Origin of the sequence: Achromobacter sp. GbtcB20 (genome assembly GCF_019091095.1) — a bacterium.
GTDB classification, from domain to species: Bacteria; Pseudomonadota; Gammaproteobacteria; order Burkholderiales; family Burkholderiaceae_B; genus Achromobacter; species Achromobacter mucicolens.
In genome coordinates this window covers 21,784-37,919 of the sequence record NZ_JAGXJZ010000002.1, presented here as the reverse complement: position 1 = coordinate 37,919, position 16,136 = coordinate 21,784, and the positions used below count along the sequence as shown (strand labels likewise).

Annotated in this window: 14 protein-coding genes; 10 read left to right on the top strand and 4 right to left on the bottom strand. The window is 65.8% G+C overall.

The features are described 5' to 3' along the window. The first annotated feature begins 20 nt into the window (after positions 1 to 20). The 3 genes from rbfA to typA are packed head-to-tail and all read left to right on the top strand — an operon-like array spanning position 21 to position 3,037. Positions 21 to 422, top strand: coding sequence for a 30S ribosome-binding factor RbfA (gene rbfA, locus KVT32_RS02975; protein ID WP_056322392.1), 402 nt, complete (start codon positions 21 to 23; stop codon positions 420 to 422). Positions 423 to 464: 42 nt separating this feature from the next. Then, a complete protein-coding gene (gene truB / locus KVT32_RS02970; RefSeq protein ID WP_128827766.1) occupies positions 465 to 1,217 on the top strand; it encodes a tRNA pseudouridine(55) synthase TruB in 753 nt (250 codons plus the stop codon). After that, positions 1,214 to 3,037, top strand: a complete 1,824-nt coding sequence (gene typA / locus KVT32_RS02965) for a translational GTPase TypA (protein WP_056322397.1) — start codon at positions 1,214 to 1,216, stop codon at positions 3,035 to 3,037. The genes truB and typA overlap by 4 nt, the downstream gene beginning before the upstream one ends. 120 nt (positions 3,038 to 3,157) lie before the next feature. On the opposite strand, the gene KVT32_RS02960 is transcribed toward typA, so the two are convergent. Then, entirely contained in the window at positions 3,158 to 3,556 is a 399-nt protein-coding gene (locus tag KVT32_RS02960; protein ID WP_175156241.1) for a 4-oxalocrotonate tautomerase, read from the bottom strand. Positions 3,557 to 3,662: 106 nt separating this feature from the next. On the opposite strand from KVT32_RS02960, the gene KVT32_RS02955 reads away from it, so the two are divergent. Further along, on the top strand, positions 3,663 to 4,526 hold the full coding sequence (locus tag KVT32_RS02955) for a LysR family transcriptional regulator (RefSeq protein WP_217617695.1): 864 nt from the start codon (positions 3,663 to 3,665) through the stop codon (positions 4,524 to 4,526). Between the two features lie 64 nt (positions 4,527 to 4,590). Here the strand turns inward: KVT32_RS02955 and KVT32_RS02950 are convergent, their stop codons facing one another. Beyond that, the gene (locus tag KVT32_RS02950) at positions 4,591 to 5,217 is read right to left on the bottom strand and encodes a TIGR00730 family Rossman fold protein (protein ID WP_217617790.1); all 627 of its coding nucleotides are present in this window, start codon (positions 5,215 to 5,217) and stop codon (positions 4,591 to 4,593) included. Positions 5,218 to 5,269: 52 nt separating this feature from the next. Between KVT32_RS02950 and polA the strand changes: the two genes are divergently transcribed. The 3 genes from polA (at position 5,270) to KVT32_RS02935 (ending at position 9,770) form a co-directional block, all read left to right on the top strand. Next, positions 5,270 to 7,987, top strand: coding sequence for a DNA polymerase I (polA, locus tag KVT32_RS02945; RefSeq protein ID WP_152383805.1), 2,718 nt, complete (start codon positions 5,270 to 5,272; stop codon positions 7,985 to 7,987). A 98-nt stretch (positions 7,988 to 8,085) separates the two neighbouring features. Further along, positions 8,086 to 8,925, top strand: coding sequence for a ZIP family metal transporter (locus KVT32_RS02940; protein ID WP_152383806.1), 840 nt, complete (start codon positions 8,086 to 8,088; stop codon positions 8,923 to 8,925). Between the two features lie 56 nt (positions 8,926 to 8,981). Then, positions 8,982 to 9,770 carry a dienelactone hydrolase family protein gene (locus tag KVT32_RS02935; RefSeq protein ID WP_217617694.1) on the top strand — a complete coding sequence of 263 codons (789 nt, stop codon included), beginning with the start codon at positions 8,982 to 8,984 and terminating at the stop codon, positions 9,768 to 9,770. Positions 9,771 to 9,911: 141 nt separating this feature from the next. On the opposite strand, the gene KVT32_RS02930 is transcribed toward KVT32_RS02935, so the two are convergent. Then, positions 9,912 to 11,573, bottom strand: coding sequence for a Na/Pi cotransporter family protein (locus KVT32_RS02930; RefSeq protein ID WP_056322414.1), 1,662 nt, complete (start codon positions 11,571 to 11,573; stop codon positions 9,912 to 9,914). 175 nt (positions 11,574 to 11,748) lie between these two features. On the opposite strand from KVT32_RS02930, the gene KVT32_RS02925 reads away from it, so the two are divergent. Next, positions 11,749 to 13,140: an L-serine ammonia-lyase gene (locus tag KVT32_RS02925; RefSeq protein WP_217617693.1), complete on the top strand. Its 1,392-nt coding sequence runs from the start codon at positions 11,749 to 11,751 to the stop codon at positions 13,138 to 13,140. A gap of 185 nt (positions 13,141 to 13,325) precedes the next feature. Here KVT32_RS02925 and htpX read toward each other — a convergent pair whose 3' ends face one another. Then, the gene (gene htpX, locus KVT32_RS02920; RefSeq protein WP_056322419.1) at positions 13,326 to 14,207 is read right to left on the bottom strand and encodes a protease HtpX; all 882 of its coding nucleotides are present in this window, start codon (positions 14,205 to 14,207) and stop codon (positions 13,326 to 13,328) included. Between the two features lie 153 nt (positions 14,208 to 14,360). Between htpX and KVT32_RS02915 the strand changes: the two genes are divergently transcribed. Beyond that, on the top strand, positions 14,361 to 15,215 hold the full coding sequence (locus KVT32_RS02915) for a DMT family transporter (RefSeq protein ID WP_217617692.1): 855 nt from the start codon (positions 14,361 to 14,363) through the stop codon (positions 15,213 to 15,215). Between the two features lie 39 nt (positions 15,216 to 15,254). Continuing rightward, positions 15,255 to 16,106, top strand: coding sequence for a sulfurtransferase (locus KVT32_RS02910; protein ID WP_217617691.1), 852 nt, complete (start codon positions 15,255 to 15,257; stop codon positions 16,104 to 16,106). Positions 16,107 to 16,136: the final 30 nt, after the last annotated feature.

The following is a 16,136-nucleotide window of genomic DNA, read 5'->3' as shown; positions in this document are numbered from 1 at the left end:
GCAGGCGCCAGGCATTGTTAATGAGCCGTCACAAGTCCAAAGCCATTCCCGGCCGCAATCTGCGGCTGGCCGACCAGATCCAGAAGGATCTGGCCGGGATCATCCAGCGCGAGATCGACACCAAGCGCGCTGGATTGATCACGATTTCGGGTGTGGAACTGTCGACCGACTACGCGCATGCCAAGGTGTGGTTCACGGTTTTGGGCGCCGAGCCCGAAGCCGCCGCCACCTTGCTGAACGAGAAGGCCGGCTGGCTGCATTCGCAGCTCTACAAGCTTTTGCACATCCATACCGTCCCCACTTTGCGCTTCTTCCACGACGAGCAAGTCGCTCGTGGCATCGAGATGTCGATCCTCATCGACCGCGCAAACCGCCCCGGCCCGCACTCGGGCGTACCCGACGAGCCAGAAGACCAGTCCTGATCGGGCTGTCGTCACTGCTTCATTTTTTTCCGGATTCCGACGATGGCTAAACGACGCGGGCTTGCGCTCGACGGTGTGCTGTTGCTTGATAAACCCGTGGGTTTGTCGAGCAATCACGCCTTGCAGCGCGCCAAACGCGCCATGGATGCGGCCAAGGCCGGCCATACCGGCACGCTGGACCCCTTTGCCACCGGCTTGCTGGTGTGCTGCATGGGTCGCGCCACCAAAATTTCCGGCGCGATGCTTGACGCCGACAAGGCATATCGCGCTACGCTGCAATTTGGATCGGAAACCGATTCCGGCGACCTGACGGGCAACGTCACGGCGACCGCCGAACCCGGTTTTACCGTCGAGGAACAGGCGCTGCGCGACGCGCTGTCACGTTTCTCGGGCACCATCGAGCAGATTCCGCCGATGTACTCCGCGCTCAAGCGCGACGGCAAGCCGCTGTACGAGTACGCCCGCGCGGGCATCGAACTGGAGCGGCCGCCGCGCCAGATCACGATATACCGCATCGAGCTGTTGTCCCTCACAGGGACGCAGGCAGAGATCGATGTGGCTTGCAGTAAAGGCACATACATCCGAACACTGGCCCAGGACATCGGGCGCGTGCTGGGCTGTTTCGCCCACCTGACGGCGCTGCGGCGCACGCACGTCGGGCCCTTCTCTCTGGAACGCGCCGTTGAACTGGAAGCCTTGCAGGCCATGCCAGACCCGAAGCAGGCATTGCTTGCACTGAACGAATTGCCGGAGGGCTTGCTGCCCTCCACCCTGACCTTAAAGGACTCGCTATGACTCGCGCCTTGCGCAACGTCGCCATCATCGCCCACGTGGACCACGGTAAAACCACCCTGGTCGACCAGCTGCTGCGCCAATCCGGCACCTTCCGCGAAAACCAGGCGCTGACCGAACGGGTCATGGACTCGAACGACCTGGAAAAGGAACGCGGCATCACGATTCTGGCCAAGAACTGTGCCGTGGAATACGAAGGTACCCACATCAACATCGTCGACACCCCGGGACACGCGGACTTCGGCGGTGAAGTCGAGCGCGTGCTGTCCATGGTCGACGGCGTGCTGCTGCTGGTGGACGCGGTCGAAGGCCCGATGCCCCAGACCATTTTCGTGACCCGCAAGGCGCTGGCACTGGGCTTGAAGCCCATCGTCGTGGTCAACAAGGTTGACCGTCCGGGCGCCCGTACGGATTTCGTCATCAACGCCACGTTCGATCTGTTCGACAAGCTGGGCGCCACCGACGAGCAGCTGGACTTCCCGGTCGTGTACGCGTCGGGCCTGTCCGGCTACGCCGGCCTCACGCCGGATGTGCGCGAAGGCGACATGCGTCCGCTGTTCGAAGCCATCCTGCAGCACGTGCCGCAGCGCGAGGACGATCCCAACGGTCCGCTGCAGATGCAGATCATCTCGCTGGACTACAACAGCTACGTCGGCAAGATCGGCGTGGGCCGCATCAACCGTGGCCGTATGCGCCCCGGCATGGAAGTGGCCTACAAGTTCGGTCCCGACGGCCAGGGCGGCCGCGGCCGCATCAACCAGGTGCTGAAGTTCCATGGCCTGGAGCGCATCGTGGTGGACGAAGCCGAAGCCGGCGACATCGTGCTGATCAACGGCATTGAAGACCTGGGCATCGGTTGCACCGTGATGGATCCGGCCAACCAGGAGCCGCTGCCGATGCTGCGCATCGACGAGCCGACGCTGACCATGAACTTCATGGTGAACACGTCGCCGCTGGCGGGCCGCGAAGGCAAGTTCGTGACCAGCCGCCAAGTGCGCGACCGCCTGGACCGCGAGCTGAAATCCAACGTGGCGCTGCGTGTGCGCGACACGGGCGACGACACCGTGTTTGAAGTGTCGGGCCGTGGCGAACTGCACCTGACCATTCTGCTGGAAACGATGCGCCGCGAAGGCTACGAGCTGGCCGTGTCGCGTCCGCGCGTGGTGTTCAAGGAAATCGACGGCGTGAAGTGCGAGCCGTTCGAATCGCTGACCGTTGACGTCGAAGACGCCCATCAGGGCGGCGTCATGGAAGAGCTGGGCCGCCGCAAGGGCGACCTGCAGGACATGCAGCCGGACGGCCGTGGCCGTACGCGCCTGGAATACCTGATCCCGGCCCGCGGCCTGATCGGCTTCCAGAACGAGTTCCTGACGCTGACGCGCGGCACGGGCCTGATGAGCCACATCTTCCACGAATACGCGCCCATCAAGGAAGGCTCCATCGGCGAGCGCCGCAATGGCGTGCTGATCAGCCAGGACAACGGCGACGCCGTGGCCTACGCACTGTGGAAGCTGCAGGATCGCGGCCGCATGTTCGTCAACCCGGGCGATGCGCTGTACGAAGGCATGATCATCGGCATCCACAGCCGCGACAACGACCTGGTCGTGAACCCGATCAAGGGCAAGCAGCTGACCAACGTGCGCGCCTCGGGCACCGACGAAGCCGTGCGCCTGGTTCCGCCGATCCAGATGTCGCTGGAATACGCCGTGGAATTCATCGACGACGACGAACTGGTCGAAATCACCCCGAAGTCGATCCGTCTGCGCAAGCGCTACCTGCTCGAAAACGAGCGCAAGCGCGCCGCGCGCGAATCCGCGGTCTAAGCTTGCCGACGGCAGCCTGCCGCCAACAAGCCCGGCCAATGAAAAGCCGCGCACCGTTGGGTGCGCGGCTTTTTGCATGTTGGGCGGGTGCCCGACATCGCGGGACGTGGCACTACCGGCTTACGAGGCGCTGTGCTGGTGCCGGTATTCCTGCGTGCGTCCGCCATAGCCGTAGGCGGCCGCGCGCGCGTCGATGACGTGCACATAGGAGCATTCGTGCAGCTCGCCCAGGATGTCCGAGAAAGCCGCGTAGATCTCCTTGATGAAGCGCGCTTTCTCGGCCTTGGTGTTGGTCTCGTCGGTCACGCTGATATCCAGATGGAATGCGTTCTTGCCCAGTTCCGACAAGGGACGCCCGCCGATGAACCAGAGGTCGTGCGCAATGTGCTGCAGCGTGATGGCGATGACGGGCAGCTTTTTTCCGAGGACAGACTGGGTCAGCCCGGCGACGGATTCGACGATGCGGTGGTCGGTGGCGGCGTCGGGCGTGCCGGAACGATGGATGACGATGTGGGGCATGACGGCTCTCCGGGTGGGTAGGTACGGCGCCAGTGTAGAAAGCGCATTGACATCGGAAAAGCGGGAATTTACGATCTCACCCATCGTATTTGCCGTTGGATAGGCCATGAGCGGATTTGACCTGGACCAACTGCGCACCCTGGTTGCCGTGCTGGATGCGGGCAGCCTGACGGCAGCCGCGCCCAAGGTGTTCCTGTCGCAGTCTTCGGTCAGTGAACAGATGCGCAAGCTGGAGGACAGGGCGGGCCAGCCGCTGCTGGTGCGCGGCAAGACGGGCGTGCGGGCAACGCCCGCCGGCCAGCGCCTGCTGGCGCATGCGCGCACGATCCTGGCCCTGAGCGACGAGGCCTACCGCGACCTGCGCGGCGTGGCGCTGCGCGGCGAACTGCGCCTGTGCATCACGGATTACTTCCGCCCCGGCGACGTCGCCCGCCTGCTGCGGCGGCTGAACGAGCAATACCCGCAGGTGCGGCTGCACGTCACCATCATGAAGAGCGGGGCGATCGAGGCCGCCTACGAGCGCGGCGAGATCGACGTCGGCATCTCCATGGTCATCCAGGAGCGGGGCGCGGCGCGCGGCCGGGCCGATGGCGCGCTACTGCGGCGCGAACCGCTGCTGTGGATGGCAGCCGAGGGCGCGACGCCGCCGCTGGCCGAACCGTTGCCCTTGCTGGCCCTGCCGGAGACGTGCGCCTTGCGCCAATACGTTGAGCGGCTGTTGTCACGCCGCAGCCTTCCTTATGTCGTGTCGCACGAGGCATCCGGCGTGGCGGGATTGCAGCTGGCGGTGGCGGCGGGACTGGGCGTGGCGTGCCTGAACGAATCGGCGCTTGGCGCCGGCATGGCGCGGCTGCAGGCGCCTGGCCTGCCGGCGTTGCCGTCGGTGGAATTCCGGCTGCTAGCGGCCCGCCCCGGCGAAAGCGAGTTCGTGGGGCTGGCGCGCGAGGCCATCGTCAAGGCGATGACCTAAGTCACTGCCTTGACGATGGCCGGCCGCGCCCGCGGGGCATGCGGCCCCGGACGGGCGTGCGGGATCAGGCGGGAAGGGAAGGGGCGTACTGCTCGTCGGACATCACGCGTTCGTGGAACTCGACCACCTTGCGCACGACCTTCACGGGATCGTCTTCGATGATGAAAAGATCCAGGTCATGCGCGCCGATCATGCCATTGCCGAGCACCTGATCGCCAATCCATTCGGCAAGGCCTGACCAGTACTCGCTGCCGACCAGGACGATGGGGGCCGGGGGGACCTTGCCGGTCTGGATGAGCGTCAACGCTTCGAAGAGTTCGTCCAGGGTGCCAAAGCCGCCCGGCATCGCCACGTAGGCGAAGCTGTGCATGAAGAATGCCGCCTTGCGAGGGAAGAAGTACTCGAAGGACAGGCTGATGGTCTGGTATTCGTTGTTGTGCGCTTCGTGCGGCAGGCTGATGTTCAAGCCGACGCTCGTGCCTCCTGATTCGAATGCGCCTTTGTTGGCGGCTTCCATGATGCCGGGGCCGCCACCCGCGATGACGGCAAAGCCTGCTTCGGCCAGGGCCGCGGAAATCGCGATGGTGGTTTCATAGTACGGGGAATTACGGCTGACTCGTGCGCTACCAAAAATGCTGACTGCGGGCCCGATGTGTGCGAGCTTGTCTGCCGCCGTCCTTATCTCTGACATAATCAGCGGAATTTGTTTGCCGGCGGGTGTATCCATATCTGCCTTTGTAACCATGAAAAAAACCTTATTACTGGTCGACGGTTCAAGTTACTTGTACCGCGCTTTCCACGCTATGCCTGATTTGCGCAACGCGCAAGGCGAACCTACGGGTGCGATTTACGGCGTGGTCAATATGCTGCGCAAGCTTGTATCGGACTATAAGGCAGAGTATGCCGCATGTATTTTCGATGCTCGCGGCAAGACTTTCCGGGACGACCTGTATCCGGAGTACAAGTCGCACCGTCCGCCCATGCCCGAAGACCTTGCAGCACAAATCGATCCCATCCATCGCGCGGTGCGCGCGCTGGGCTGGCCGGTGCTGGCCATCGAGGGTGTCGAGGCCGACGACGTCATTGGCACGTTGGCACATCGTGCCGCGCAGCACGACGTGCACACCATCGTCTCTACGGGCGACAAGGACCTGGCGCAGCTGGTGAACAGCCACGTCACCCTGGTCAATACGATGAGCGGCGAGGTCCTGGACGAGGCCGGCGTCGTGAACAAATTCGGCGTGCCGCCCGACCGTATCGTGGATTACCTGATGCTGGTGGGTGACACGGTCGACAATGTGCCGGGCGTCACCAAGGTGGGCCCCAAGACGGCCGCCAAATGGATTACGGAATTTGGCTCCATCGACAAACTGGTCGAAGGCGCCGAGGGCATCAAGGGGGTGGCCGGCAACAACCTGCGCGAGGCCATTCCCAATTTCCCGCTGACGCGCCAGCTTCTGACGGTCAAGTGCGATTGCGATCTGACCGGGCACGTCGACGGCGTCGATGACCTGACGCCGCGTGCGCGCGACGACGCGACGCTGACCGAACTGTACGAACGCTACGGGTTCCGCACCTGGCTGCGCGACCTGACCGGTGACGCCGAGCGCGTGCCCGCGGGCGACGCCCGCATCGCGCACGAGGCGCCGGCCGCGCCGGAGACCACCGACTACCGCATCATTTCCGACTGGGCGGCGTTCGACGCCTGGATGGAACTGGTGCAGCAGACTGCGCTGGTTGCGCTGGATACCGAGACGACGTCGCTGGACGAAATGCAGGCCCGGCTGGTGGGCTTGTCGATGTCGGTGGCGCCTGGCGTGGCCTGCTACATCCCCGTCGCGCATCGGGGGCCGGATGGCGCGGTCCAGTTGCCCAAGGACGAGGTGCTGGCACGGCTCAAGCCGTGGCTGCAAGACCCGGCGCGCGCAAAGCTGCTGCACCACGCCAAGTACGACACGCACGTGTTCGCCAACGAAGGCATCCGCCTGGCGGGCGCCGCCGAAGACACCATGCTTCAGGCCTACGTGCTGGAGTCGCATCGCGGCGTTGGGTTGAACGACCTGGCGCAGCGCTTTTTGGGCCGCAGCGGCGTGTCGTACGAGGATCTGTGCGGCAAGGGCGCCAAGCAGATCGGTTTTGACGAGGTGGCGGTCGACAAGGCCGGGCATTACGCGGCCGAGGACGCCGACTTCACGCTGCAACTGCATCAGGTGCTGCGCCCGATGGTCGCCGCCGACGCGGGGCTGGAGCGCATCTATCGCCTGGAAATGCAGGTGTCGGCGGTGCTGACCACCATCGAGCGCAACGGCGTGAAGGTCGATGCTGCGGAACTGGGCCGCCAGAGCAACAAGCTGGGGCAAGAGATGCTGCAGCTCGAGCAGAAGGCCTACGAACTGGCGGGCCAGCCGTTCAACCTGAATTCTCCCAAGCAGCTGGGCGAGATCCTGTTCGGCCGCATGCAGCTTCCGGTGGTGCGCAAGACCGCGAGCGGCGCGCCGTCCACGGACGAGGAAGTGCTGAGCAAGCTGGCGCTGGACTACCCGCTGCCGCAGGTGCTGCTGGAGTACCGCGGGCTGTCCAAGCTGAAGTCGACGTACACCGACAAGCTGCCGCGCATGATCAATCCGGCGACGGGCAGAGTGCATACGCATTATTCCCAGGCCGCCGTCATCACCGGGCGCCTTGCGTCATCCGATCCCAACCTGCAGAACATTCCGGTGCGCACCGAGGCCGGCCGGCGCGTTCGCGAGGCGTTCATTGCCGAGCAGGGCATGCTGCTGTCCGCGGACTATTCGCAGATCGAGCTGCGCATCATGGCGCACGTCTCGGACGATGCCAACCTGCAAAGCGCCTTCGCGGCGGGCGAGGACATCCACCGCGCCACCGCCTCCGAAGTGTTCGGCGTGCCGCTGGAAGGCGTGACGACCGATCAGCGCCGTGCCGCCAAGGCCATCAACTTCGGTCTCATCTACGGCATGGGCGTGTTCGGCCTGGCATCCAACCTGGGCATCACGCGCGACGCCGCGCAGGCCTACATCGACCGCTACTTTGCGCGCTATCCGGGCGTGGCGATGTACATGGAGAACACGCGGCGCCTGGCGCGCGAGCAGGGCTACGTGGAAACCGTCTTCGGACGCCGGCTGCAGTTGCCGGAAATCCGGGGGGCGTCGGGTCCGCGCCGGCAGGGCGCCGAGCGCGCGGCGATCAACGCGCCCATGCAAGGCACGGCGGCCGATCTCATCAAGATGGCGATGGTGGCGGTGCAGGACTGGCTGGACGCCGAAAACCTGAAGACGCGCATGATCATGCAGGTGCACGATGAACTGGTGCTGGAAGCGCCCGACGACGAGCTGCAAGTGGTCAAGGAAGCGCTGCCGCGCCTGATGTGCAACGTGGCGACGCTGCGCGTGCCGCTGGTGGCGGAAGTGGGCGTCGGCAAGAACTGGGAGCAGGCGCACTAGGCTTTGATGGGGCTGGGCCGTCTTCTGACGGCCCATTTCCGGTTTTTGGTTTGAAACAATATAATGTTGCGCTTCCCCCCGCCTTAATTCTCCCCCTCATGTTGCTGCTCTGGGTTCTGCTCGCCACCATCACTGGCGGCCTGATTGCCGTCCTTATCGCGAGCTGGCTCGCGTACAAGGTCTTTGCCAAATACCTGCATCACATGGTGAGCCTGTCGGTCGGCGTGCTGCTGTCCGTGGCGCTCCTGCATCTGCTGCCCGAGGCATTCGAGACGGGGGTCGGCAACGCCCACGTGCTCTTCGGACTGATGCTGGCGTCGCTGATCGGCTTTTTCGTGCTGGAGAAGATTGCGCTGCTGCGCCACAGCCATCACCACGAGGGCGACGGCCACCACCATCACAAGGGCCACGACCGCCACGAGGCGGGGCGCGGCGGGATGCTGATCCTGATCGGCAGTTCGCTGCATAACTTGTGTGACGGCGTGCTGATCGCCGCGGCGTTCCTGACCGATCCGCTGCTGGGCGTACTGACGGCCGCGTCGATCATCATCCACGAAGTGCCGCACAAGCTGGGCGACTTCGTGGTGCTGCTCAACGCCGGCCTGCGCCGCCGCCGCGCCTTTGCGCTGATCCTGTTCACCAGCTTGTGTTCAGCGGTCGGCGGCATAATAGGGTACTTCGTGCTGCAGCAGGCGCAGGAGTGGACGCCGTACATCCTGGTGATTGCCGCCAGCAGCTTCCTGTACATCTCGGTGGCCGACCTGATGCCGCAGATGCACGAGCGGGTATCCCTGTCCGATGCCGTTCCGCAATTGCTGCTGGTCGGTGTGGGCGTGGCGCTGATCTACAGCGTCACGACGTTGATGCACCACGGGCACGACCATGAGGCACACGCGGATCAAGGCGTGTCCCAGGCGGAGCACGGCCACCGGCACTAGCGCAGGTGGCGCGGCGGGGATGGCCGGCTTTCGTCGACCCAACCAAGGAGTTCTCCATGAGTTTTTCCACCGCCGCTGGCAATGTCGCCCCCACCGTGATCCACACGGACACGCAGGGCCTGGTCCACGGGGATTTCAAGCTTCCCGTGACGGACGGTTCGATCGACGCGTATTACGCCGCGCCCGAAGGCCAGCGTGACCTGCCGGTCGTGCTGGTGATCCAGGAAATCTTCGGCGTGCACGAACACATCAAGGACATCTGCCGCCGGGTGGCCAAGGTCGGTTACCTGGCCGTCGCCGCCAACCTCTATCAACGCCAGGGCGACGCGTCGGTCTACACCGACATCCCGAAGCTCATTTCGGAAATCGTCAGCAAGGTGCCTGACGAACAGGTGTACGCCGATCTGGACGCCAGCGTGGCGTGGGCCGCCGCCAATGGCGGTGACGCGCGCCGCGTGGCGGTGACGGGTTTCTGCTGGGGCGGCCGCCTGACCTGGATGTACGCGGCGCACAATCCGGACGTGAAGGCGGGCGTGGCGTGGTACGGCAAGCTCAGCGTGGGCCACGGTCCGCTCATCAAGCGCGTCGCGCTGGACGTGACCCACGAGCTGCACGGCCCCGTCCTGGGCCTTTACGGCGGCCGTGACGCCAGCATCCCGCTGTCGGACGTGGAAACCATGAAGACGAAACTGGCCGCCGGCAACGCCGCCGCCAAGCAGTCCGAGATCGTGGTCTACCCCGAAGCCGATCACGCGTTCCTGGCGGACTACCGGGCCAGCTACCACCCCGAGGCCGCGAAGGATGGCTGGAAGCGGATGCTGGAGTGGTTCAAGCGGTATCTGTAAGGCGGGGAGGGTGAGCCACCAGGTTGGCCCGCCGGATTTGCCCGATGCAAACGAAAGCCGACCCGTGGGTCGGCTTTTTCGTGCGTCAGCGTGCTTGGGACGGTGTCAGACACCCGCGCTGGGGGCTTACCTATTCACCATTCAATTGCCCGCCTCGCGCAGGCGGCTGGGCAGGAGCTCGCCGTGGCGGGCCAGCAAGGGGTACGCCGCCGCGCCCACAAGGTGCGAGTTGATGCCCTTCATGTCCCGCAGGATGTCCAGGTACAGCGCGCCCACTTCCGCGGCGTCGACCTGGCCGGACTTGATCTTCTGCAGGTGAGTGTCGGCCGCCTGGGTTTCGATCGTGCGAAAGCGCGCCTTTTCGCCGGCCAGCGAGCGCGCCTGGCGCAGGTCGTCGTTCACGAAGAGCGCGGCCGCCGTGCGTTGGTTGGCGATGAGCTGGCCCAGGGTGTCGTCCAGGCTGGCGCGTTGCTCGGGCGAGAACGTCCAGCCCTGCTTGCGCAGCTTGGCCACGTGGCTCAGCAAGCCGTGATGCGCGATATCGCCCGCGTGGCCGATGTTGCTGGTGAACGCCAGGATGTCGTCCAGCCGCTGGAGGTCCTCGCGCGTCATGTTCTCCTGGTCCAGTGTCGCCAGGTAGGTGGTGATGGCGTTCTCCAGCTTGTCCAGCGCGCCGTCCAGCTGGCGCGCCTGCACCATGCGGTGGCGGTTGTCGCGCTTGAAGCCGGCCCGCGCGTAGAGCAGCAGCGTCTGCAGCATGTCGGCCATGCGCAGCGCCTCGCGCGCGGCATTGCCCAGCGCCACGGCGGGCACGTCGTGGGCCCATTCGTCCAGGTATTGGGGGCGGGACGGGTCGTTCGGGTCGGCGCGCTTGGGCAGCCAGCGGGTCAGCAGCGCGGCGTACGGCGTCAGGATCGGCAGGAAGGCCAGGGCGATGACGGCATTGAACAGGGTGTGGAAGTTGGCGACCGCGCGGGCGGGGTCGCTCGCCAGATCGCTCATCCAGGGCTCCAGGAAAGGCAACAGCAGCAGCCCGGCCAGCACGCCCAGCACCCGCGTCAGCAGGTTGCCCAGCGGCAGGCGGCGGGCGGCGGGGTCGTCGCCCGTCACGCCTTCGATCATCGGGTTGATCGCCGTGCCCAGGTTGGCGCCCAGCACCAGCGCAAACGCCACGTGCGGCGCGACCATGTTGTGGCTGGCCAGCGACATCACCAGCACCACGACGGCCACGCTGGAGTGCGCGGCCCACGTGAATGCGGCGGACAGCAAGACCGCGGCGACCGGCTGGGTCGACAGGGCGGCAAGGATCATCCCCAACATGGGGGCGGTCTGAAACGGCGCGAAGAGTTCGACGAGCTGGTGCAGCGACAGCAGGAGCAGGCCCAGGCCGATGAAGACCCGGCCCAGGTCGCGGGTGCGGCCGGGCGGGTAGCGCCGGAACATCCAGACACCGGCCAGGATCAGGATCGGGGCGAGCTCGGTCAGGTCGAAGGACAGCAGCTGGACGATCAGCGTGGTGCCCACGTTGGCGCCCAGCATCGCCGCCAGCGCCGGCACCAGGCCGACCACGCCGCCCGCGGCAAAACCGGTGATCATCAGGCCGGTGGCGGTGCTGCTTTGCAGCGCCGCCGTGATGCCCAGGCCCGCAAAAAAGGCCCGCAACCGCGTGCCCAGGGCGCGTCCCAAGGCCGCGCCCAGCGCCGCCCCGAACGCGCGCTGCACGCCGGTTTGGACCATATGCACGCCCCAAAGCAGCAGCGCAACGTAGCCGGCGAAGTCAAGCAGGGTAATGAGTCCAGACATGCAGGCGTTTTTCCGTTCTTTTTATGACAAGTAATAATTCTGTAATGATCGCATGCCGGGGCAGGCTTTGACACCCGGCGCGAAGATACAGGATACGCCGGGCGGGGCTTTGCTGCGTGCGCCCGGGCTCGCGCGTATCATTGCCTGATCGTTGGTGGATGTATTGGAGTTTGGCGTGGCCGTTTCCGTTTTCGATCTGTTCAAGATAGGCATTGGCCCGTCGAGCTCTCATACCGTGGGCCCGATGCGGGCGGCGCTGCTGTTTGCGCAAGGGCTGGAGCGCGACGGCCTTGTTCCGCGCGTGGCCAGCGTGCGGGCCGAACTGTACGGATCGCTGGGCGCCACCGGCAAGGGGCACGGCACCGACAAGGGGGTGCTGCTGGGCCTGATGGGCGAGGCGCCGGATACGGTCGACCCCGCGGCCATCGCCGGCATGATTGCCTCGGTGCGCGCCAGCCGGCAGTTGCCATTGCTGGGCAAGTACCCGCTGCCCTTCGTGGAAAAGGAACACATGATGTTCTACCGCCGCGAAGCCATGGCCGAACACCCCAACGGCATGAAATTCCAAGCATTCGACGCCGACGGCCAGTCTCTGCGCGAGGCCCGCTACCTGTCGGTGGGCGGCGGGTTCGTCGTCACAGCCGGCGCCTCCAACAGCCAGGTCATCGCGGCGCACGACCAGTTGCCGTACCCGTTTCGCATGGGGCGGGAACTGCTGGCCATGTGCCAGGACAACGGTTTGACGGTGGCGCAGGTCATGATGCAGAACGAGCTGACCTGGCGCGAAACCTCGGAGGTCAATGCCGGCCTGGACCGCATCTGGCAGGTCATGCAGGACTGCGTGGCGCGCGGCTGCGGCATCAACTATCCGGAGGCGGACGGCGAGTTGCCTGGCCCGTTGCGCGTGCGCCGGCGCGCCCCCGAGCTATACCGCAATCTCACCCAGCGGGCCGAGCGCACGTTGTCCGACCCGCTTTCCGTCATGGATTGGGTGAACCTGTACGCGATGGCCGTCAACGAAGAGAACGCCGCGGGCGGCCGGGTGGTCACGGCGCCGACCAACGGCGCGGCGGGCATCATTCCGGCCGTGCTGCACTATTACGACCGCTTCGTGCCGGGCGCCAACCGCGAGGGCGTGCGCGAATTCCTGCTGACCGCGGCGGCGATCGGACTGCTCTATAAGTACAACGCGTCGCTGTCCGGCGCGGAAGTGGGCTGTCAGGGCGAAGTCGGCGTGGCCTGTTCGATGGCGGCCGGCGGACTGGCGGCGGCGCTGGGCGGGTCGGTGGAGCAGGTGGAAAACGCGGCCGAGATCGGCATGGAGCACAACCTTGGCCTGACCTGCGATCCCGTCGGCGGGCTGGTGCAGATTCCCTGTATCGAACGCAACGCCATGGCCTCGGTCAAGGCCGTGAACGCCGCCCGCATGGCGCTGCGCGGCGACGGACAGCACTACGTGTCGCTGGATTCGGTCATCAAGACCATGCGCGAAACCGGCGCGGATATGAAAACCAAGTACAAGGAAACGGCGCGGGGCGGTTTGGCGGTGAATATCGTCGAGTGCTGAGCGATGTGATGCCGAGGTCGTTGTTGCTGCAACGCACCCGCGGCAAGGTGTCTGACACCCAGGGGAGATGATCTCGGGCGTGTCGCAACATCTCAGCGGGTGTCAGACACCCATCCCTGCAACGGCGTCGGATTTGAACGCAAAAAAGCCCGCCGAAGCGGGCTTTTTTTGCGGCCGGTGACCGGTCAGATCACGCGGGCATTCTGCAGCGCGGCGATGCGGGCCGGGATCGGCGGGTGCGAGGCGAACATGGCCGCCAGGCCGCCCTTGCCGGTGATGCCGGACGCTTCGAAGGACTTGGGCAGCTCGCCCGGTTCCAGGCCGCCCAGGCGGGCGAGCGCGCGGATCATCGGTTCGCGGGCGCCCATCAGGTGGGCCGAGCCGGCGTCGGCGCGGTATTCGCGCTGGCGCGAGAACCAGGCCACGATGATCGAGGCCAGCACGCCGAAGATGATTTCACAGACCAGCACGGTGACGAAGTACCCGGGGCCGATGCCGCGTTCGTTCTTGAACACGACGCGGTCGATGAAGTAGCCGACCACGCGCGCCAGGAAGATGACGAAGGTGTTCACCACGCCCTGGATCAGGGTCAGGGTGACCATGTCGCCGTTGGCGATGTGCGCGACTTCGTGCGCCAGCACGGCCGCGACTTCCTCTTCGGTCATGCTTTCGAGCAGGCCCGTGGACACGGCGACCAGCGAGTCGTTCTTGAATGCGCCCGTGGCAAATGCGTTGGGGGCGCCTTCGTAGATGGCGACTTCGGGGCGGCCGATGCCGGCGCGGTCGGCCAGTTGGTGGACGGTGTCGACCAGCCAGGCCTCGCGCTGGTTGCGGGGCGAGTTGGGATCCAGCACCTGCGCGCCCGTGCTCCATTTGGCCATCGGCTTGCTCATGAGGAGCGAGATGATGGCGCCGGTGAAGCCGACCACGACCGAGAAGATCAGGAGCGCGTTGAAGTTGATCCCGTTGGCCGTGATGACACGGTCCACGCCCAGGATGCGAAGCGTGGCCGACAGCACGAGCATGACGGCCAGGTTGGTAATGACGAACAGAACAATGCGTTTCATGTTTTTTATATTCCTCTGCGAGCGGCAAATACCCGGATTTCGACATGGCGGAGCCTTGCCAGTTCCCCGACTTGCCGGCTCCTCGCCCGGTGACGGAGAGTATAGTATCGCTTTCCCTTATTCCTTCCCCCTTTTCCCTTAGCGTAGACCCGCATGCAAGCACTTTGGATGTTGGTGGCGTCCGCCATGTTCGCCATCATGGGGTCGTTCGTGAAGCTCGGCACCGAACACGGCGCATCGCTGCCGCAGGTCGTGCTCTTTCGCGGCCTGCCCTCGGTGATCCTGCTGCTGCTCTGGGCGCGCGCCGGCCGCCAGTCCATCATTCCCACCAGCTGGAAGCTGCACATCTGGCGCAACCTGTCCGGCGTCACTTCGATGTGGCTGGGCTTTTTTGCCATCTCCCATCTGCCGCTGGCCACCGCCACCAGCCTGAACTACACGGCGCCGCTGTTCATCGCCTGCTGGATGCTGGGATGGGGCGGGGCGCAGCGCGACCCGGTGCGGATCCTGGCCGTGGTGCTGGGCTTTCTGGGCGTGATCGCCGTGCTGCGGCCAAGCATCAACGACGACCAGTGGCTTGCCGCCCTGCTCGGCATGGGGGCGGGGGCCATGTCCGCCATTGCGATGATGCAGATCCGCCAGTTGGGCCGCATTGGCGAACCCGAATGGCGTACCGTGCTGTTCTTTTCGGTGGCCGTGTGCGCCTCCAGCGCTGGCGGCCTGGCTTTCGAGGGCTGGGGCTACGCGGACTGGACCGGCTACCTGTCGCTCCTGGGCGTGGGCGTCGCGGGGCTGTTCGGGCAGTTGGCCATGACCCGGGCGTTCGGCATGGGGTCGGCGCTGCTGACCGCCGCCCTGCAATACAGCACCATCATCTTCGCGGCACTGATCGGCATGGGCTTCTGGGGCGACCATCTGGACGTCGTGGCCTGGGCCGGCATGGGCCTCATCATTTTCGCGGGCCTGCTGTCGGTGTGGCGCACCATGCGCGACCCCAAGCCGGGCTGATCCCGGCGCCCGCCGCTTTTCACACAGGAGCCCCATCGCATGACGACGACCCTGATCACCGCTGCCGATCTCTCGGCCCGCCTGGACTCGCCCGACGTGCGCGTGTTCGACGTGCGCCATGACCTGACCAATCATTTGGCGGGCCGCCAGGCCTACGACGCAGGCCACATCCCCGGGGCCCGCTTCCTGGATCACGAAACCGAGCTGGCCGCCGCCCGCACCGGCAAGAACGGACGGCATCCGCTGCCCGACCGGGCGCAATTCGGCGCCCTGATGGCCGCGCATGGCGTGACGCCCGGCACGCTGGTGGTGGCCTACGACGCCAGCGGCGGCATGTACGCCGCGCATCTGTGGTGGATGCTGCGCTGGCTGGGCCATGACCGGGTCGCCGTGCTGGATGGCGGTTGGCAGGCCTGGACGGCTGCGGGGCTGCCCGTCAGCCACGATCCGGCGCCGGCGGTGCAGCCGGGCACGCCTGTCGAACCGGGCAAGTCCCTGGCGGGCACGGTCGATGCCCAGGCGGTGCTGGCCAACATCGCCCAGCCGTCGTTCACGGTCGTCGACGCGCGCGCCGCCAACCGGTATCGCGGCGAAGTCGAACCCATGGACCCGGTGGCCGGCCATATCCCCGGCGCGCTGAACCGCCCGAACGGCGAAAACCTGCAGCCCGATGGCCGTTTCAAGACGGCCGATCAGCTGCGCGCGGAGTTCGGCAGCCTGCTGGCCGGGCGCGACCCAGCCTCGGTCGTCCACCAGTGCGGCTCGGGCATCACGGCCTGCCACAACCTGCTGTCCATGGAGATTGCCGGCCTGACGGGCTCGCGCCTCTACCCGGGGTCGTGGAGCGAATGGTGCAGCGATCCCGCCCGGCCGGTAGCCAAGGGCGATTAAACGAACAAAAAGCCAGGGCAACGCGCCCTG